The sequence below is a fragment of the Peribacillus phoenicis genome (genome assembly GCF_047238085.1).
Taxonomy (GTDB): Bacteria; Bacillota; Bacilli; order Bacillales; family DSM-1321; genus Peribacillus.
This window is the reverse complement of record NZ_JBDFMF010000001.1, coordinates 651,641-672,026: the sequence shown is the minus strand read 5'-3', so window position 1 is coordinate 672,026 and position 20,386 is coordinate 651,641. Positions and strand designations below refer to the sequence as shown.

The following is a 20,386-nucleotide window of genomic DNA, read 5'->3' as shown; positions in this document are numbered from 1 at the left end:
TATTCGACCTATCCCGCACTTTATTCGACCGTTCACGAATTTTTTTCGACTTTCACCTCATTATTCGGACTCCGAACCACATTTTGTCGCCACACTCGATGAAAAGTTCGCCTACAGTTTTTACTAAAAAACGTTCCAGCTTGTTTTCAGAAATCCGCTCCCTTTCCACCGACTGTCTGCCAAGCCATATCAAAGCAAGCTCCTGTGGGCCAGTTATTCGGTAGGAGTGTCGCATAATTCTTCAATCTAGTGTTTTAATCAGGGGTGAGTGCATTTCGAACATGGCATTACTTTAGTTTCTCTTGCTTTTCAAGATACTGCCTCATTTTTTTCAAATAATCCGGTGCATCCATTTGATCTTTCACGACCAATTCTATAAGGCAAAGTTTATCGGCGTTCATGTCCTGGGCATTTGCAATGGCATCATCCAGTTCACCATTCGTCTCGACTCGTGCTGTGAATGCCTCTTGACCAAACGCTTCAGCCAGTTTTGTATAATTCCACTCTGGTATCTCGTTGTATTTCTGTTTTTCTATATCGACTTTTACATTTAAGAATTTTTCTATCGTATAGCCGTTATTGTTGAGGATAAACACGATGGGCTTACAGCCGTTCTCCAGCATTGAGCTTATTTCCTGTGCTGTCAGCTGTATCGAGCCGTCCCCGGTAAACAAAAGAACACGCCGGTTTCTATCCGCTATACAAGCTCCGAAAGCTGCGGGGGTAGCATAACCGATGCTTTGCCAGCCTCCCTGTGCAATATAGGTCGCCCCTTTCGGCAATCTAACCTGTGACATGCCATAAGAGAATGTTCCTGTTTCCGTGACCACAATGTCATTTTCCTTCAACATTTGCTGAATCCGTGGATAATAGGAAGCCGCTTCCAGAGGTGCTGACGGGTCTTCCACCATTGTGTCATACGGAAACGAGATGGTTCCGACAGATTCGTTCTGCCGGTAGCCAATGTCCTGGAGCGCACTTAGAATTTCCTCCGCCCTGACATTCATATAACTGGCTACCCCCACTTTTAATGTGTCAGGTTGAATTTCCACCATTTTCAACGGGTCAAGCTTTGCTGTACCTTTGGAAGTATTGACGTCTGACCAAACTGCACCAACAGCTATGATGAAATCCGCTTCTTCAACAGTTTGAGTTACATCCTTACTTCCGAAAGCTCCGCCGTATACACCAATATACTGAGGATGCCTCTCATCAAACCCGCTTTTTCCCTGCATTAACGAAGCAACCGGAACATTTAACCTCTCAGCGAGCTGCAGTACGGGTTTCTGCAAGTTATAGCGAAGTGTTTTTACGTCGACAAGCAGAACCGCTTTATTTACATGTTCTAGCATACCTTTTATATGCTTCACTGCTGACTGCAACGCATCGACATTTGTTTTGGCCACATTTTCAGAAACCTCACTGTGGGAAATCAACGGTTTTTCAACGAGATCGATAGCCACTACCAAATAAACGGGCTTTTTCTTTTCTTTCGCGATTCTGATTGCAGCCGGTATCTCCCTAGCCGCGTTTTCTGGTGTAAGAATCGCCGTATAACTGGTGATATGCTCATAAACCTTACGGAAAACATCAAAATCTCCGTCCATTAACGTATGATGGGCAAGCTCCTTCTCCTGTTGCATCATGGACTTTGGCGAGCCGACAATATGGATGAGCGGCACATTTTCACTGTACGCTCCAGCGATTGCATTACATGCGCTCATTTCACCGACACCAAAGGTGGTGATCAGTGCCGACAAGCCCTTCACCCGGGCATAAGCGTCCGCTGCGTATCCAGCATTGAGTTCATTTCGTCCATTAATAAATTCAATCCCATCGTAATCTTCCAAAGTATCTAACAATGAGAAATTATAGTCTCCTGGGACACCAAAAATCTCTGTAATGCCTTCTGCTTTTAAGCAGTCGTATAAATATTGTCCCAAGGTTGTATTTTCAGCCAATTCAATCACTCCTTCAATCGATTACTCTTTACTTTATTTATACCCAAACATAAGTAGGTTAACCGTAAGTAAGGTAGTTCGCTACTCTATTACTCTAGTTTTAGCCTTGATGTATTGAAGTGAGTGAGATTATCGCAGGCATACTGTCATAAATGATTCAATTCCAAATCAAAATATCTGAAAATTCTTGATTCACCTCTGTTTTTGATTTATATTTGAATCACCGGAAAAGAGGATAAGGGGGAAAATGATGAGTGATAACAATGTCAAAAGGGTTTTGGAATGCATCATCAACACATCCAATAACAATATTACCGTGACCGATGAAAAAGGATTCATTTTATTCACGAATCCTAACCATTGGTGGATATATGGAATCGAACCAGAACATTATCTTGGGAAATCCGTTTACCAGCTCGAAACGGAAGGAATCCTTTCACCGTCGATTTCCGCGATGGTATTGAAAGAGAAAACACCTGTCCAGATCATGCAGCAAACGAAGACAGGAAAAATAGTCATGTCGACTGCTTATCCCATCTTTGATGATAATGGTGAATTGATTCGTGTCGTTAGCTATGCCCAAGATCAAACTGAAATCAGGAACCTCCAGGATCAGTACGGTCAATTGGAGAAAAAGATACAGGAATACCAATCGGAGGTCGAGGAGCTTAGGGAACAGGAGGAGCTGATCTATCGCAGCAAGGAAATGCGGCAAATCGCAAAAACGATACACCGTGTTTCCAAAACGGATGCCACGGTCATGCTACTTGGGGAATCCGGTGTGGGAAAGAGCGTCTTCGCCCGCCGGCTGCATAATCAGAGTTACCGCAGCAAGGAGCCATTCATCGAAGTCAACTGCAGTACCATCCCAGAAAGTCTCTTCGAATCGGAAATGTTTGGTTACGAAGCGGGATCCTTTACCGGTGCGCAGAAGCAGGGGAAGCAAGGGCTGGTGGAACAAGCTGATAACGGAACCTTATTTCTGGATGAAATCGGGGAGCTTCCCCTGGATATGCAAGTGAAGTTATTAAATGTCCTGCAAGAGAAGACCTTTAAAAGAGTGGGTGGAAAAAAAGAGCATAAGATAGATTTTCGGCTTGTGACGGCAACCAATCAAAACCTTGAGGAAATGGTGGAAAAGGGAACATTCAGGCTGGATTTGTATTACCGCTTAAATGTGATTCCGATTCAAATACCGCCATTACGCGAAAGAAAAGAAGACATTGCCATCTTAATCAATCATAATCTCGAAATCATCAACAAGAAATACAAGACAGATAAGAAGTTGCACCCTTCGACTTACGAAATACTGATTCAGCATAAATGGTCAGGAAACGTGCGTGAATTGGAAAACCTGATTGAACGGCTCATTTTGACCTCGGAAGACTCCATCATTTTCCCAGGCTTTCTCCCCTCCAATTTCCATGGACAAGAATCTTTGGAGAAAATAGATGATACCCTAATGATCGACACTATGATGGTTGATGATAGTGATCTCAATACCGCCCTCGAACAAGTCGAAAAATGGATGATGATGAAAGCGAGTAAACAATGCAAGTCCACATATGAAATGGCTAAATTCTTAGGTATCAGCCAGCCTTCCGTCGTCAGGAAAATGAAGAAATATAAAGATCACCTGCCCATTAAGTAAAGTGGGATGAAAGAATGTTTCAATGCAGTATCCACCTTTTTTTAACCTGTATAAATAGGAGACCAGTGTATCGAAGGTCTCCTGTTTCTTACTTATTTGACACGCCTGCAGATTCAAATGTTGCCATTTCTTTAATGACCAATGTCGCTGCCTTAAGGATGGGGTATGCCAGGGCTGCCCCTGTTCCTTCCCCGATTCTCATTCCCACATCGAGGATCGGCTCCTTGCCAAGCAGTTCTATGGCCGTTTTATGACCAGGTTCTGCAGATCGATGTCCAACAAACATATAATCGGCTGCACGTCCGGAAATCAGGTTTGCCAATACAGCAGCCGTGGTTGTAATGAAACCATCAACAAGAATGGGTATACGGTTATTCGCTGCAGCAAGCATGGCCCCTGCCATACCTGCAATTTCGAATCCACCGATATTCATCAAAATATTGATTGGGTCATCAGGATTAGGATTTTTTAATGAAATCGCTTCTTCAATTATTCTTCGCTTATGTAAAATGCCGTCTGAATTCAATCCTGTTCCCTGCCCCACTAGTGATTCGACGCTTTTCCCGCTTACGATGGAGATGATGGCGGTACTGGAAGTCGTATTTCCGATTCCCATTTCACCAAGAATCAGGCAGTTTGCTCCACGGGCAATCATTTTCTCTGCACGGTCATATCCAATTTCAAGCGCTTGAATTACTTCTTCCTTTGTCATCGCCTCTTCCTTATAAAAGTTTCTAGTTCCATTGCGGACTTTTCTCGAAGTTAACCCCGCTGCCTTGATATCTGCATCGATCCCTATATCGACAATGTCCAAGTAAGCGTCTATTGCCCGGCTTAATACATTGATGGCAGCACCGTCATTCAGGAAGTTGAGAACCATTTGTTCCGTCACTTCTTTTGGATAAGCCGAAACCCCTTCTTCCGTAATTCCATGGTCGGCCGCAAACACGATAACCCCCGGTTTCGAAATGTCCGGAAATGCCTCTCCTGTCATCTTGGCCAGTTCGATTATCCATTCTTCAAGCCGTCCTAGGCTTCCCTGAGGAACCGTCAGCGAATCGACATGTCCTTTAACCTGCCGTCCCATTTCTTCATCCAGCATCGGGATGGAGATGGCAGCTAACCCATTCGTCATATTAATACCCCCACCAAACCAAAATGAAAAACCTTAACCACAGGAAAAGGTTCTTATCCATCATCTGCTATAAATACAACTTAGTCCACATAATTATCCTCTAAGCTTTCACTTGTACTCACTGTGATCCATTCACTTCGGCACTCCCATTTCATTTAGTGGGTAGATACGAAATTTCACTTTGCCCACAAGTGATTCTTCAGAAATAAAACCAAATCTTCTTCCATCCCAACTGTTTCTCCGATTATCCCCCATGACAAATAAATGACCCGCAGGTACCTTGGATTTCCCAAGTAAATCACTCAGGGTGAAATTCTCCGTCAGATTTTCTTTAGGCGGAATTTCCCCTTTTTTTGTTTTCAAATATGGTTCCGTATATTTTTTCCCATTGATATATAAGACATCATCTTTCATTTCGACACTGTCACCTGGTAGACCGATCACTCTTTTTATATAATTCTCTTCCGCGTCCGGAGCATAAAATACGACCATATCGAAGCGCTCCGGCTTTCCGATTTTAGCTACCACGATCCGGTCATCATTCTCATACGTCGGCTCCATTGATTCACCTTTTACTGTGACTGGCGTAAATAAAAACTGTTGGCAAATGAACACGATCATTAAAGCGAATAAGATGGCTTTCAACCACGAAAACACTTCACTTCTCATATTCTTCATAAGGACTCCCTCCCATCCATTGTGAACGGCTAAACCAATTATTGGATTGCAACGCAATTCTTTAGCTCTGTTTATCCCCTTAAATATCCTTTTGCGTAGGGGACTTTTGAGGAGACATTCCAAAGAAATATCTGGAAAAATTGTAACATATCCATTTATCGCTTGCGAGATTAAATCATTTTCTATGCCAATCTCAAACCATGAAAAAAAGGATAGCGAATTTTAGCTATCCTTTTACTACGTTTTTTCCTCAGTATTTATTCCAAGTCAATATAGTATCGAGTGGCAAACGGACTTTTTCAAACCCTGCTTTAGTTCCTTTTCCAATGGAAATTAACATGACAGGCTTGAAGTTTTCCGGTACATTGAATGCATCGACAAATTTGGCTTCATCAAACCCTCCCATTGGGACTGTATCGTATCCTTTTGCTTTTGCAGCCAACATGATCTGCATGGAAACCAAGCCACCGTCAATCATGGCTACACTTAAAGCCTTTTCAGCAGAAAAATTACCGTAATTATGCAGAATAGAGGCTACATATGGCTCTTTGATTTCATTCTTCATGATTCCTTTATTGACTAATTCACCATAAATCCGCTCTGCATTTTTGTAACCTTCTATATCAGCTAAAACGGCAATGACAGCAGATGCATCGACGATTTGTTGTTGATTATTTGCGATGGGAAGCAATTCTTGCTGGGTTTGCTTATCTTGAATCACAAGGAATCTCCATGGCTGCAAGTTGGAAGAAGATGGTGCTTGAATCGCAATATCCAGGATTTCACGAATTTCTTCTTCAGTCATCACGTATTCAGCATCGTACTGGCGAACAGATCTCCGTTCTTTTGCTACCGTAATGAAATCCGTATCATTAAGGACTTTGGGTTTTTCAACCGGTACATTCAATTCTTTCGATTTATTTAGGTACTCTTCTTTACTCATTATATTTTTTGTCATTTATAATGACCTCCATTTAACTGTATTTAATACAGGAACAGTATATAACGCATACTGTTCTTTTGTCAAATACAGTTTAAGAAAAACGAAACCCTGTCAGTTTCGTTTTTCACATTAAGATTTTGATAGTAAGTCAGCGATCGTCTTTTGTTCCAAGCCTTGTATAATCCAGCTCTCCATCTCGTTTTTCAAACCGCATAACGCTTCTCTAGAAGATGGATGAAAGCATTTTTTATCATTCACATCAAGAAAGCCTTTTGAAAAAGGTTCTGATTTAATTGCAGAGTATATATCTGCAAGAATGATTTGTTCGGGATTTTTGGCAAGTGAATATCCCCCATCCCTGCCCTCCTTCGCTTGAATCAGCCCTGCCTTCACTAAATTACTTAATATTTTTCTAAGAAAACCTGACTCCGAATCAAGCTTATCGGCCAATTTATTACTATTACATAATCCATCATGATCAGCAAGAACAAGCAGGGCTTGTACGGCAAGACTAAACCACATAATACTGGATACCTTTTCTGACATTTCTTTCACCTCTCTCTCTACTTTAAACTATTTTTCAATGAATATACAACGATGCATCGAACAATCCTGCCTAAAACCTTAAACCCTCGGTCGTCGGGGAAAGCTTTAAGCCCTTTTTGGAACGATGCGAGTTCCAGGGCAGTGAAAGTAATCCTTTTTAAAAATCCAGAAAAAAGATATAGACAAATTTCTTGTCTTACAAATTATATTTTTAGGAATATGGTAAACTTACTTAATAGAATTTACTTTGCTCAGGAAGTGGATGAATCATGCTGAAAATAATTAATGAACAAATGGATAAAATTATGCCCCTTATCACGCCGATAAGCGTGGTTATTGGGGTATTATTGGCCGAACATCTAATGGATTACACCTTTCTTGTCCCATGGATATTTGCCTTCATTACCTTTTCCGGAAGTTTAGGCTCTAACTTTAAATCTCTTAAACAGGCAGTCACCCACCCTTTACCTGTTTTCATCGTATTGATCATCCTTCATATGCTTATGCCTGTTTGGGCTTTTGGACTCGGCCATTTAGTGTTCCATGGTGATGCTTTCACGATTACCGGCCTAGTCCTGGCTGTAGTGATTCCAACCGGTGTCACCAGTATGATCTGGGTATCCATTTATAATGGGAATGCCGTACTTGCCCTAACCATCATCTTGATCGACACCCTACTCTCGCCATTCATCGTTCCTTACAGTGTATCCCTTTTTGGAGGCGGTTCGATCGAAATGGATATGGGTTCGATGGTGAAAGGATTAATCGGTATGGTCGTTCTTCCCTCCATGCTTGCCATGTTCTTGAATCAAGCTACAAAAGGGAAGATACAATATACACTATCCCCCCGCTTAGCTCCATATTCCAAGATATGCGTTGGAATCGTAGTCATATTGAACAGTTCAAAAATCGCGCCTTACTTAACACATTTCGATAAGAAATTACTGATCATGTCCTTCTTGGTTTTGTTCATAGCTGCTTCTGGGTATGCCATTTCTTGGATGGTCGGTGCATATTTAAGATGGGATAAGGAGGATATCATCACCTTGACATTTACAGGCGGCATGCGAAACATCAGTGCTGGAGCCGTTCTTGCAACCACCTATTTCCCTGCTGCCGTCGCGGTACCCGTTGTACTTGGCATGCTGTTTCAACAAATGCTTGCCTCCTTTTTTGGCTATATCATGGAAAGGCATTTCCATCGTGATGTGAATGAAGGGTGACCCGTTGAAACAACACCATTGGAAAATAGTGTATAATCAATACATAGATCTTCATACGGTGGTGAAATTCATGATTCATGCTGTCAAAGATTTTTTAACCAGCTGCTTGCTGATTACCAGTTGGTTAATATTTGCGGTCAGCAGCATTTTTTTCGTCTTTTCGTTTTTTACCGTTTTTGCCATACCTATTTTCTTATTAATATTTTTTACCGGCTTCCTTTGTTTCCATATTTCCAAGAAACTGGACTCACGTCGGGCTTCTAAGTGTTAAGATCTATTTATTCTACAATACAAGCGGTAATTTTTTTTGAATGCCATTTGATACGAATTACCCCTTACTAAAACGGCCCAATTTATTCCGATCTGCAACCAGATTCGACCTACAACCAATTTTCGTCCCTTAACTTAATCCATAAAAAAAGGAGCTGCAAATGGCAGCTCCTTCTTTTGTTCTCACATCTGCATTATCGTGATAAGGTACCTTGCAGACGATTTGTTTCGGCGATTACTTTTTCTTCATCGATCGTTAAGCAGCGGCCATCTTTCACGACGTTTTTGCCATCGATGTAAACATCACATACGTCATTTCCGCGTGCTGCATAAAGCAGGTGCGAATAGGCTTCACTTAGTGGCTGCAGGTGTTCTTTGTTATATGGGTAAATGGTGATGAAATCCGCTTTTTTACCAGCTTCCAGTGATCCTGTGTGACCCATGCCTATCGCTTCGGCGCCCATTCTTGTGGCCATGGCGAGTGCTGTTTGGGCAGGGAATTTTGTGGCATCCTTATACATTCCTTTTTGCAGCAATGCGGCTGTCCTCATTTCTTCGAACATATCGAAGTTGTTATTGGAGGCGACGCCATCTGTTGCCACTCCCACTTTAATGCCTGCATCAAGAAGGCTGACGACATCTGCTATCCCAGATCCGAGCTTCAGGTTACTGATTGGATTATGGGCAACGCGAACATCATGCTGTTTTAGGATCGCCCGCTCTTCATCATTAAGGACCACTCCATGTGCCATCACTGTAGGCTGATCGAACAGGCCTAGACGGCGAAGGTGCTCGACAGGACGGGATCCGTACCGTTTTTCGATGTCGAGGATTTCAAAGTCCGTTTCCGATACGTGGATGTGCACCATCAAATCATTCTCTTTTGCAATTCGTGCACTTTCCATAATCGCTTCAGGTGTGCAGGCATATGGGCTATGTGGTGCGACCATGGTAGTCAGGCGGCCATCGGCAAATGTTTTATAGTTTTTTGAAAACTGCTCAGCCCCCATGAGGTTCGCTTTTTGGTCTTTTTCGGAACCCAAGCTGAAGATCGTATAGGAAAAGGCTCCGCGCATTCCTGTTTCGGCTATCGTCTCCATGACAGCACCTGCATCTATTCCATTAGGATTGAACATATCCGAAAATGTCGTGGTTCCTGATTTCATCATTTCCATGATGCCAAGCTGAGAACTTACAGCGGCGATTTCCGTTGTAAACTGGCTTTCGATCGGCCATATTTTCGTTTCAAGCCATGGCTTCAGCAGCATATCGTCCCCGATACCGCGTAAAAGGGTCATTACAATATGCGAATGGGCATTCACAAGGCCTGGCATGATCCATTTCCCGCCAAGGTTGACCACTTGATCTGCATCTGCCAATTGTTGTTCATCATGCTGGCCGATGTAGGATATGGTATGATCTTGTACAATCATCATGCCGTTTTCAATGATTTGGTTTTCCTTGTCCATAGTAAAAAATGTAGCATTCACATATATTGTTTTCATAAGTATTTCCTCCAAAGTCGTATCATGTATCAACATGTTCTATTCCGCATTCTAAACTAGCACCTTACAGGTAATCAAGTAATTCCATATTATCAGGGGCCATTTCCATTTACCTTAGGAACCTATTGGAAGTGCTCCAAGATGAATGCGTCCTTTAATTACCACATAGTGGATGTCTATTGCAAAATCAATTGCTTAAAAAAATCTTCCCTCTAACGCCCGTGACAATCATGGCTTCTTGCACATCTTGAAGGCTGTAGCAGGAATCCGGCATCATGAATGTCAACCTTTTATCAGCGATGAACCCCATCAAAAGGTTAAACGTTTCATGCCAGGTTTGAACGGAAGCCTGCTGATTCCAATGCCGAAGATGAAACATTTTAACATTCACTTTTGTCCTTTCGGAAATTTTCGCCCAATTTACAGACTGCCCTGATAAAAGGCCAATCGTTAATAAGATGCCATTAGGCCGAACACAAAAAGCGAGTTCTGAGCCATCGATGCCGCCTACTGAATCTATGGCCGCTTTCGCTCCGCGCCCCTTCGTCATTTCCATTACTGTATCATGCAATGATGATCGGGACGTATCGATCACATATGAAGCACCAAGTTTAAGCAGTTCTTCCGTATACTTATTGTTTCTCGTTACAGCAATCAGCTTAAATCCAAGAATCCTGGATAACTGGGCAAAGATGCGGCCAATCGAAGATCCGCAAGCATTTACGAGTAAAACATCATCAGGTTTCAAAGTTAATACTTCTGTGATTATTAGCCATGCGGTTATCGGGTTTATATATAATTGCGCTGCTATATGGTCCTCAATCGAATCCGGAATGACGATGGCCAGCTCCGCAGATGTTTTAACATAATCCTGCCAGGTCCCTTCACCGCGCAAAGGCAAAACACGCTTGCCTATCAGCTCTTTCGAAACCGATAGACCCACCTCTTCGACAATGCCGACCCCTTCATAACCAGGTATGGAAGGCAAGGGAATTCGGTGTGAATAGGCACCGCGAATGGGCAGCAAGTCAGACGGGTTAATGGGACGTGTGGTCATCCGAACGAGGACTTCCCCCTCGAAAGGTCTTTGAATACATTTATTTTCAACTTTTAAAACGTTTTGCGGATTCCCAAATTCATAGAATTTAATACATTTGGCTTCCAATATAATAAGTCTCCTTTAATATATAAGTCTTTCCATTTTATCATTTAAACTGAACCTGGCGAGTATTCTAAAAAACTTAAAGAGCTGTTAACTCTGGATTTAATGTATTATTGTTTTCCACGTTTTAATCACTTCTAATTAAGCATTCCGTTTTATTATTATAATCCCTTTTCACCTTCAATTGACCTGCCCCTTCGTTCCACAAAAAAAAGGTTGCCGCAGCAACCCAGGTTTTGAAGTAAAAAATTCTTTTGTTAAATAAGAACCTAATCATAACTTTTCTAATAAAAATACCCCTATCAGTTTAATCCGGCATTTTAGTAGGAAACCCGGGATATTTCACAACAGGCCATTTCTCCTTGCGTAGTGAATCGAGCAATTCTGATCCAACATTCAAGTTGCTTTGAACTAGTTCTTTAGGAGTCAGTGCCATCCACTGGTTTAGAGATACGTCTACAAAGCGATTGCTTTTGAACATTTCTAAAAACCATAACGTTTCGGTACCGGTGTTCTGAATATAGTGCCCAGTAGCAAAGGGTACATATCCGACATCACCTGCACTATAATCAAGTGTACGAGCTGTACCGTTTCCAGTAAATACTGTCATGCGCCCTTGTCCAGTAAGGTAATACTGCCACTCGTCGTTATTAGGGTGCCAATGAAGTTCTCTCATTCCACCCGGCTCAATCTCAACGAGTGCTGCTGCGATTGTTTTTGAAATAGGGAAGTTAGAAGAGTCCACAATTCGCACGCTTCCACCAGGGGTCTTGATTGGTGTTTGTTTCAACAGCTCGTGCTTAAAGGTTAAAGGAACATCTCCGTAAGGTGACTGGACTTCCTGACTTTCCAGTGAACCGGGTACCTTTCCCTGATAGATATAGACCTGATCTGAAGGAATGGAGTTAAAGGCACTCTCTGGAACGCCGAAATTGGCCGACAGAACATCTTTTGGAGTGTGTGCAAACCAATCTGAGATGGATAAGGTGTTAAGATCGGAAAAGTTTCCGTCATCGAAGACGAGCAAAAACTCGCAATGTTCCAACCCTTGAATCGAATGTGGGATTCCTGGGGGAAAGTACCAAAGATCGCCCGGGCCGACGTCGGCAATGAAATTTCGTCCTTCTTGGTCAACCTAGGTTATGCGTGCCCGTCCTAACAGCATATAAGAACCACTCTGCTTCTTGATGCCAATGGAGTTCACGTACTCCTCCTGCCGTTAAGCTCATATTTACACCCGCAAGTGTGGTCGCAATCGGAAGTTCCCTTGCGGTGATCTCCCTTGACCATCCCCCGTGATTTAATGTCATTGAAGTGTCCGAGAACGAGAATTTCAAGTTAGGAAGCAAGCCTGCATCTGTGATAGGCGGGACGAGCATATTTGGATTTTGAAGATCCCGCATAATATTTCGCGGCCCAGAGTCAATCGCTCCGGCTCCATCACTTCGGATAGGCTGTGGCACATACCCGTCCACTTGATTAATAGTTCGTTTTTCCATCAAAAAGCACCTCTTTTTGGCATTATAAAGGGATAAGCCTTTATAGTAGTCTTATGATTTAGGCTTCGAATGTATGTCACTGTGCCTATTGAGAAAAAACAAAAGGCATCCCCTTTTGAAGGAATGCCCCATTTAATGTTGGTTGGATTAATATAAAAATCTACCGCTAACGTCTTGATCTATATTAATAGGGAAGAAACTGCTTCTAATGATCTTGAGATAAACCAATTGGAATGCATAGGGGCGTTTGATCTACTGGATTTTCAATAATACAGCATTCCAGTCTGAAGACGTCCTTGATCATCTCTTTTGTGAATACCGTTTCAGGCGGTCCCTCCTTATAGATTTTTCCCTTCTTGATGCTAATTAGATGATCGGCATACTGTGCCGCTTGATTCAAATCATGCAGAACCATGACGATCGTGCGTCCATATGTTACGTTTAAATCGCGCAGTAATTCCAATATTTCAATTTGGTGTGCTAAGTCGAGATAGGTTGTCGGTTCATCTAACAGTAAAAGGTCGGTTTCTTGTACTAAAGCCATCGAAATCCATGCTCTTTGCCTTTGTCCTCCAGATAATGCATCCAATGTCCGATCAGCAAACTCCGTCATTTTTGTTGCTGATAATGCACGGTCCACAATCCTATGATCTTCCGGGGTTTGTCTGGAAAATAAGCCTTTGTGCGGATGCCTGCCATAATAGCATAGTTCTTTAACGGTTATATCTTCAGGAGCTTCCGGAGCTTGGGGCAATATAGCCAATTTCTTTGCGACTTCCTTGGAAGATTGCTGATGAATGGCCTTTCCATCTAAATGGATCGTGCCTTGTTGTGGCATTAGTAATCTAGCTAGAGACTTTAGAATGGTGGATTTGCCACAACCATTGGAACCAATGATTATACTGATCTTACCTTCAGGAATTTCTAAATCGATATTATCAATGATTTGAGTTGATCCATAAGAGAGAGAAAGATGCTCTGCTGATAATGTTGTCATGGTCGCCAGCCTTCCTTATGTTATTTTTCGTTCACGGCGTAATAGATATAAAAAATATGGCACGCCAATCACCGCAGTGATGATTCCGGCGGGTATTTCTATTGGAGGGAATAATCCTCTTCCAAGGCTATCGGCAACGAGGAGAAAGATAGAACCGAAAAGAGCTGAAGCAGGAAGTAATACCTTGAATTTTGACCCTACCACTCTCCGGGCAATATGGGGGGCAATTAAACCAATGAACCCGATGGAACCAACCGCTGCTACACAGACTCCGATTAATATGACAGATACGCTTAACAATATATAACGCAGTAATTTTGATCTTTCACCGAGACCTGTAGCTATATCGTCTCCAAGACTCAGTACATCCATTTTAGACGTCAATGCAATCAATACCGGGACAAGAACAAGACATGGAAGCAAAATGAATACTTGATCCCATCCTCTTCCCCATAGGCTGCCGGTCAACCACAGCAATGTCGTGTTTACATCATCCGGGAACTTGACCATGAAATACTCTATGCCAGCTTGACATATGGCCCCTAAAGCTATTCCGACCAAAGCTATTGTATTTGGCTGAGCTCCTTTTTTATAAACAAATATCATCAAAATTGCCGCCATGACCGCCGCTCCGATAAAAGCTGAAAGAGGCAGTATGATAATGGGCGATTGCGGAAATAAGACAATGACGATAACAGCTGCCAAACCGGCCCCTTTTGTTACCCCAATCACATCTGGAGAGGCCAATGGATTTCGAAGGACTCCTTGCAGAATGGCTCCAGCCGTTGCCAAACCGGCCCCCACTATCACGGCAATTAGAATGCGTGGTATGCGATAGTTATGCAGAATGAATGTCTGACTTTGCATACCATTTCCAAGGAAATTTTGGAGAATTTCTAAAGGTGATATATATATGGCCCCTAAGCCCAGGCTCACCATTGATAAAATCAGCATGGTAACCGTCAGCAACAGGAGAATAGAATAAGGCTGAAAATTTGATTTCAACCCAAATGTCCGTTTTAGTTTCATTGCTTAATATTCCTCCCTCTCTTCGCTAAATAAAGGAAGAATGGCGCACCGATTATAGCTGTTACGATGCCTACCGGCGACTCAAAAGGATAAGCGATGAACCGTGCGAGAATATCTGCGTAAACTAAGAGTAAAGCGCCGAATAATGCAGAGAAAGGGATGATTCTTCGATAGTCCCCACCCACCAGTCTTCTTACGATATGAGGAATAATCAATCCCACAAATCCCACTGGACCTGCGACGGCAACCGAAGATCCTGCCAAAATGATCACCAATATTCCTGCTAAAATACGGATTCGGTACACCCGCTGCCCAAGACCCTGCGCCATATTTTCTCCTAAGACAAGGATGGAAACAGATCGAGAGAACAAGGCAGCAACCAATAGCCCGATAAGAGACCAGGGAAGGATCATGTTTACGTGCGCCCATGTCTTTCCATTAATAGACCCGACCAACCAATAGAGCACATCTTTCGCTTGTTCATTAAAGATGATCATGCCTTGCGTTAAGGAAGATAAAAAAAAGTGAACAGCCATTCCAGCCAATGCCAGCTTCACTTGGGTCATTCCTCCTCCCGAAGCAAAAGAATAGACTGCCATCCCTCCCACTGCTGCACCAATGAATGCAACGCAAACTAAAGAGACTGAAGAAAGGTTAGGAAAGAAAGCAAAAGCTGACACAATAAAAAATGAGGCACCTGCATTAACACCAAACACTTGTGGTGAAGCTAATGAATTCCGGGTAATAGCCTGCATGAGAGCACCCGCTACCGCTAAATTAGCACCGACCAAAGCTCCAACTATAGCTCGGGGCAAACGAAGAGTCCTTATAATAGTCTGTTCCTTGGACGAGTCGACATCAAAAAAGGACTTCAAAACCATTGATGCATCAATATCTGCCGCGCCCACAGAAATACTCGTCAGGACGCCTAAAATTAACAAAACGATTCCAGCGATAGCTGTACATAACACTTTCAGTTTACTTCTAACTACAGTTTCCATTGACTATACAACACACTTCCTAACAAAATTTAAACCTAATGGAAAGCGAAGTAAGAATGGGATCTCTTACTTCGCTTTTGTTCCTCTATTCTTCACCAAGCATTTTTAAAGTGTCTTTAGCAATGGCCTCTGCGGATACAACACCACGGTATCTCGTCCATAAATCTCGATCAACACTATACACCTGTCCGTTTTTTACAGCCTTCAAGTCTTTCCAAAGAGGATTGTCTTTCCACTCATCAGTAAGTAACTTACCCTCATTGTTCGCCAAAAGCAGCACATCCGGATTAATTTCGACAAGCTGCTCCAGATTCATCTCGGCATGTGGCTGTTCCTGCTGAATGGCATTTTTCAATCCCATGCGCTCAAGCAATTCTCCATCATAGGAAGAAGAAGTATGGGCTTGGAATGAAGTATCACGTACAACTGCAGGTAAAACCGTCATATTTGAATCAACAGTAAGTTTCGATTTAAGTTCCTTAATCGTTTTTTCATGCTCGCTCAATCTTTTTTCTGCAGCATCTTCCTGATTGACTGCCTTTGCAATCGTTTTAAAAGAATCCAGATTTTCTTGATATGTAGATTCCCGACTTTTTAAAACAATGGTAGGGGCAATCTGCTGTAAATCTTTATAAATCCCTTTATGCCGCTCAGCATCTGCAATGATTAAATCCGGCTGTAAAGAACTGATAACCTCTAAATTAGGCTGCTCACGTGTTCCTACGGAAGTATAATCCATTTCTTGACCAACAAGTTTTGTAATCATATCTTTTTTTTTGTCATCTGAAATCCCGATAGGTTTTATCCCTAGGGCATTTAAAGAATCAACGAAAGATAACTCAAGCGTAACTATTTTTTTAGGAGTGTTTTTAATTTCCGTTTCTCCCATTTCATGCTTAATCGTCCTTACTTCTTGATTACTTGTTTCGGCAGATGTCTTCTCTACTTCCGTTGTTTTTTGAGAATTATTACATCCTGATAACACCATCATAATCGTAAATAACAGGATGAATGCTCCTCCCCCAAATGTTCTTACTTTTCTAGATTCTTTCATTTTTTGCACCCTTTCCGTCATCTATACCTACTTAACTTCTTATCTGACTAATACATTCATAATTGAAAATGATTATCATTATCCTGCTGTTATGATAAAGTCATAGATTGATACCGTCAATATTAATGAAGTTTTGTGAATAAAAATCATTATGGCCATTAAGACGACCTGCATGCATTTTATTGTTTTCAGCTACGATCTGATTCGTGAATTAAGCAAAGTAAAGACAGTTTAAGCAAATGCGTATTTCAGCTTGCCAAAAATCGAGGTAGAAAGACCCCACCATAAGGACATCATTATCGGTAAACTCAGTTTTAAAGTAATTGTCCAAAACAAGTAATTTTTGAGAAAAAATGTTAATATCTTGTAAAACCAATTCAAAAAGGAGTGGAACCCCCTTTGTCTAGACAGGTATTAGGAAAAACACTTGTAATTTTAGGTGCTCTTGCAATGATTATTAATCTTTCTTTTTTCAAACAAATGGAATGGTATGATATAGTCCGATGGATTTCATATGCTTTATTTGGAATAGGTTTTCTTTTAATTCCTACATACTCCAAATCAAAAAGTAATGATTAACAATAATGAACGTATCAATAATAATAGACACCAGCTCAAAATAAACAAGAGCAAACCCGTTAAGGTCTGCTCTTGCCTGTTTCAAAGAATCATTTTCTATTAATCAGCATCTCTTCAAGAGGATATCCTTCATTAGGTGAAGCTTCTTGTTTTGAGCGTTTTATGGAGGTTTTAATAACAATGGTAGACGCAATTGATAATGCCCCCATGATCAGGTAACCTGTGGATCTTGAAAACACTTCAATCAAGATGCCAATTAGGACGGGTCCTAAAATATAAACTTTGGAATAAGCCCATTCGTAGATTGTTTAATCTCTGGTCAAACTCTACACCCCTCAAAAAAAACGTTCGGAGTTGAATTCAGAAATCCGCTCCCTTTCCGCCGACTGTCTGCCAAGCCTCCTCGTCATAATCGTCTGCGGGTCTCGGCTAGCCAGTTATTCGGCAGGAGTGTCGCAAATTTCTTCAATCCATTGAGGGTTTCATAAAACAGTCAAAAACCATTAAGGAGTCTAGTTTAGTTGTCAAAACTTGAATGTTGTTTGGAACGTAGGGCACTCGCTTTCCAATCACCGTTCAAATTTCCAAGACTAGTTCTTTGCCCTTCCAGGTTATTTTAGTGAAACTTTCCCTTCAAAAAGCGATACAGTCCATCTTCTCTATATGAATACTCCGTCACTTCATCGGCTTGTTCTTTGACCAGGTCAGTGGCGTTTTTCATGGCAACGCAATGTCCGGCGAGTTTAAATAGTGGGAGGTCATTTTCGCCATCGCCTACTGCCAGGATATTTTCGGGTGCTAGCTGGAAATGTTTCAGCAGCAGTTGAACGCCTGTTGCTTTTGTGATGCCTTCCACGGTCACTTCTACATTATGATGAGTGGAGGAAGCTGTGGTAAAGGCATTGTACTGCTTGATTTTCCCCAACTCCGCTTTCCATTTTCGAATCGTATTCATTTCATTGCTGAAAAAGTAGATTTTGGCGACGCTGCTTATATCCAGTTGTTCTGACCACCTTATTTTGTCTTCGACTGCATCCTGTCTTGATAGCCATTCATTTTCATCGACAGTCTCAGGTTTTGGTATCAAACCTTGTTTAACCATATAGTCTTTATCTTTAAGTAATGCCATCCGTGTTCCTTCGTTCGGATGAACTTCGTAAAAAATCTCTTCCGCTCCTGCTTTGGCGACCAATTCTTCGACAAGTTCCGTCGACAGGGCGTGTTCGACAATCTGTTTCTTTCCGATGAATACGGACATTCCATTGGCGGTCACCATTCCATCGGCCTCCATGCCGGACGGCAAAACGTCCCTTACCTCTTCCAGCGTTCTTCCTGTTGCAATGAAAATCAGCTTTCCGCTTTTCCTAAGTTCGCCTATGTATTGTTCCAGCGTCTCATTCACAGTGTTTCTTTCGTTCAATGTCGTGCCATCTAAATCGAGCACAATTGCCTTGTTGGTCATGCCAATCACCTCAAAAATCCGAATGATGATGAAAATGCCAACAGCCTATTATCTAGAAGATCTTAGGCTGCTGGTATCATTCATTTATTTTGTTTCTGTACCTTATCAGTATAACAGTTTAGGATAATCCTAAAAGTTTCATGACGCTTAGGATCAAGAGACCGACCACACCGAAGTCCGAATCACCAAATGTGGTGCCTTCAAACCCTACATCCCCCAAGAAGACCAGGAGTATCGCCGGCAGGAAACTGATGATGAGTCCGTTTGCAAAGGAACCGAGCATCGCTCCGCGTCTGCCTCCTGTGGCATTTCCAAATACACCTGCTGCAGCTCCGGTGAAGAAATGCGGTACGAGCCCCGGAACGATTACTTTCAGTCCTAGTACCGGAAGGAGGAACATGGATAATAATCCCGCCAGGAAACTGAATAGGAACCCGATGATCACTGCATTTGGAGCGAATGGAAAGATGGTCGGACAGTCCAATGCAGGCTTTGTATTCGGCGCCACTTTATCGGCAATCCCTTTGAATGCAGGGACGATTTCAGCAATTAACATCCGTACCCCCGCAAGGATGATGTAGACTCCTGCAGCAAATGTTATCGCCTGGATGAAAGAAAATACGATGAAGTTCGAACCGCCGGATAATTCCGTTTCAATATAGTTCTGTCCGGCAAACAATGCGACGATCACGAAGAATATCGTCATCGTAAGCGATACAGCGACTGATGTGTCCCTCAGGAATCCTAAAGATTTAGGAACCTTGATTTGCTCTGTCGTTTTTTCCTTATTTCCAAACCATTTTCCAACAGTCGCGGATACAAAATATCCGATTGTCCCGAAATGGCCGATGGCAAAATCATCGCTTCCGGTAATCTTCCGTACGTATGGCTGAAGGAGGGCTGGGAACATCACCATGCATACTCCTAATAGAATGGAACCGACCAAGATAAGCGTAAATCCGCTGAGCCCGCCGACCGATAGGGTGACTGCAAGTAAACAAGCCATGAATAAGGTATGGTGTCCCGTTAAAAATATATATTTAAATGGCGTGAAACGAGCTAGCAAAACATTGACAACCATACCAAAAACCATGATTAGTGCAGTCGAAGTCCCAAAATCACTTTGGGCGGCTGCGACAATGGCTTCGTTATTCGGTATGACGCCTTGTACATTGAATGCATGATCGAACATTTTACTGAATATATCAAGGGCGCCAATGAGCACTGCCGCTCCCGCTCCAATGATAATGAAGCCCATGACGGTTTTTAGTGTTCCAGATACGACATCAGCACTGGATTTCCGCTGTAACAGCAGTCCAATGAGGGCAAACAGCCCCACAAGTATGGAAGGTGTACCCAAGATGTCATTCATGATAAGTTCCAGCATTGCCTCTCCCCCTCTTCTTTATGTTTTCTTCTTATAGATGTGAAGCCAATTTCGATGTGATTTCAGAAATGCTCATCATGTTTTCCAGTGTGACGATCGTCCGGGTTCCATCATCCAGCTGACCGACAATATCCGCCGCTCCCAGGAAAATATCAGCCTGAACCGTTTTTGCGGATGCCAGATCCGTATGATCCACCTCGGCTGTCTTACCCATTTCCGTCAACGCTTTCTTCACATTCATCTCCATGATGAAGCTGCTTCCCAATCCGTTTCCGCATACTACCATGATTTTCTTCATATCAAT

At 42.3% G+C, this 20,386-nt stretch carries 18 protein-coding genes and 1 pseudogene; 3 read left to right on the top strand and 16 right to left on the bottom strand.

The genetic code is table 11. The features are described 5' to 3' along the window. Positions 1-287: 287 nt before the first annotated feature. Entirely contained in the window at positions 288-1,961 is a 1,674-nt protein-coding gene (locus ABC374_RS03345) for an alpha-keto acid decarboxylase family protein (protein WP_413015916.1), read from the bottom strand. 250 nt (positions 1,962-2,211) lie between these two features. On the opposite strand from ABC374_RS03345, the gene ABC374_RS03340 reads away from it, so the two are divergent. Beyond that, positions 2,212-3,612 (top strand): sigma-54 interaction domain-containing protein, encoded by a 1,401-nt coding sequence (locus tag ABC374_RS03340; protein ID WP_413015914.1) that lies wholly within the window; start codon positions 2,212-2,214, stop codon positions 3,610-3,612. Between the two features lie 88 nt (positions 3,613-3,700). Here the strand turns inward: ABC374_RS03340 and cobT are convergent, their stop codons facing one another. From cobT to ABC374_RS03320, 4 genes are all read right to left on the bottom strand, one after another. Next, positions 3,701-4,747 (bottom strand): nicotinate-nucleotide--dimethylbenzimidazole phosphoribosyltransferase, encoded by a 1,047-nt coding sequence (gene cobT / locus ABC374_RS03335; RefSeq protein WP_413015913.1) that lies wholly within the window; start codon positions 4,745-4,747, stop codon positions 3,701-3,703. 132 nt (positions 4,748-4,879) lie between these two features. Further along, a complete protein-coding gene (gene lepB / locus ABC374_RS03330) occupies positions 4,880-5,425 on the bottom strand; it encodes a signal peptidase I (RefSeq protein ID WP_413015912.1) in 546 nt (181 codons plus the stop codon). A gap of 250 nt (positions 5,426-5,675) precedes the next feature. Further along, positions 5,676-6,383 carry a nitroreductase family protein gene (locus tag ABC374_RS03325; RefSeq protein WP_350301520.1) on the bottom strand — a complete coding sequence of 236 codons (708 nt, stop codon included), beginning with the start codon at positions 6,381-6,383 and terminating at the stop codon, positions 5,676-5,678. Positions 6,384-6,497: 114 nt separating this feature from the next. Then, a complete protein-coding gene (locus ABC374_RS03320; protein ID WP_241591505.1) occupies positions 6,498-6,914 on the bottom strand; it encodes an RrF2 family transcriptional regulator in 417 nt (138 codons plus the stop codon). A gap of 269 nt (positions 6,915-7,183) precedes the next feature. On the opposite strand from ABC374_RS03320, the gene ABC374_RS03315 reads away from it, so the two are divergent. Further along, entirely contained in the window at positions 7,184-8,137 is a 954-nt protein-coding gene (locus ABC374_RS03315) for a bile acid:sodium symporter family protein (protein ID WP_413015909.1), read from the top strand. A 75-nt stretch (positions 8,138-8,212) separates the two neighbouring features. On the opposite strand, the gene ABC374_RS03310 is transcribed toward ABC374_RS03315, so the two are convergent. The 8 genes and pseudogenes from ABC374_RS03310 to ABC374_RS03275 all read right to left on the bottom strand — a co-directional run bounded on the left by ABC374_RS03310 (position 8,213) and on the right by ABC374_RS03275 (position 16,654). Continuing rightward, positions 8,213-8,374, bottom strand: a complete 162-nt coding sequence (locus ABC374_RS03310; protein ID WP_413015907.1) for a hypothetical protein — start codon at positions 8,372-8,374, stop codon at positions 8,213-8,215. Between the two features lie 227 nt (positions 8,375-8,601). Continuing rightward, on the bottom strand, positions 8,602-9,912 hold the full coding sequence (locus tag ABC374_RS03305; RefSeq protein WP_413015905.1) for an amidohydrolase family protein: 1,311 nt from the start codon (positions 9,910-9,912) through the stop codon (positions 8,602-8,604). Between the two features lie 187 nt (positions 9,913-10,099). Beyond that, positions 10,100-11,077: a zinc-dependent alcohol dehydrogenase family protein gene (locus ABC374_RS03300; RefSeq protein ID WP_413015903.1), complete on the bottom strand. Its 978-nt coding sequence runs from the start codon at positions 11,075-11,077 to the stop codon at positions 10,100-10,102. A 304-nt stretch (positions 11,078-11,381) separates the two neighbouring features. After that, positions 11,382-12,573, bottom strand: a pseudogene (locus tag ABC374_RS03295) (oxalate decarboxylase family bicupin). A gap of 205 nt (positions 12,574-12,778) precedes the next feature. Beyond that, positions 12,779-13,570 (bottom strand): ABC transporter ATP-binding protein, encoded by a 792-nt coding sequence (locus ABC374_RS03290; protein ID WP_350301514.1) that lies wholly within the window; start codon positions 13,568-13,570, stop codon positions 12,779-12,781. 15 nt (positions 13,571-13,585) lie between these two features. Then, a complete protein-coding gene (locus ABC374_RS03285; RefSeq protein ID WP_413015900.1) occupies positions 13,586-14,599 on the bottom strand; it encodes a FecCD family ABC transporter permease in 1,014 nt (337 codons plus the stop codon). Next, on the bottom strand, positions 14,596-15,600 hold the full coding sequence (locus ABC374_RS03280) for a FecCD family ABC transporter permease (RefSeq protein ID WP_350301512.1): 1,005 nt from the start codon (positions 15,598-15,600) through the stop codon (positions 14,596-14,598). Before ABC374_RS03280 ends, ABC374_RS03285 begins: the two co-directional genes overlap by 4 nt. An 85-nt stretch (positions 15,601-15,685) precedes the next feature. After that, positions 15,686-16,654, bottom strand: a complete 969-nt coding sequence (locus ABC374_RS03275; protein ID WP_413015898.1) for an ABC transporter substrate-binding protein — start codon at positions 16,652-16,654, stop codon at positions 15,686-15,688. 399 nt (positions 16,655-17,053) lie between these two features. Between ABC374_RS03275 and ABC374_RS03270 the strand changes: the two genes are divergently transcribed. Further along, positions 17,054-17,233, top strand: coding sequence for a hypothetical protein (locus tag ABC374_RS03270; RefSeq protein ID WP_342602925.1), 180 nt, complete (start codon positions 17,054-17,056; stop codon positions 17,231-17,233). Positions 17,234-17,849: 616 nt separating this feature from the next. On the opposite strand, the gene ABC374_RS03265 is transcribed toward ABC374_RS03270, so the two are convergent. The 3 genes from ABC374_RS03265 to ABC374_RS03255 all read right to left on the bottom strand — a co-directional run bounded on the left by ABC374_RS03265 (position 17,850) and on the right by ABC374_RS03255 (position 20,380). After that, positions 17,850-18,695: an HAD family hydrolase gene (locus ABC374_RS03265; RefSeq protein ID WP_413015896.1), complete on the bottom strand. Its 846-nt coding sequence runs from the start codon at positions 18,693-18,695 to the stop codon at positions 17,850-17,852. Between the two features lie 118 nt (positions 18,696-18,813). Continuing rightward, positions 18,814-20,082: a PTS ascorbate transporter subunit IIC gene (gene ulaA / locus ABC374_RS03260; protein WP_413015894.1), complete on the bottom strand. Its 1,269-nt coding sequence runs from the start codon at positions 20,080-20,082 to the stop codon at positions 18,814-18,816. A 31-nt stretch (positions 20,083-20,113) separates the two neighbouring features. Continuing rightward, entirely contained in the window at positions 20,114-20,380 is a 267-nt protein-coding gene (locus ABC374_RS03255) for a PTS sugar transporter subunit IIB (RefSeq protein ID WP_413015892.1), read from the bottom strand. Between the last annotated feature and the right edge of the window lie 6 nt (positions 20,381-20,386).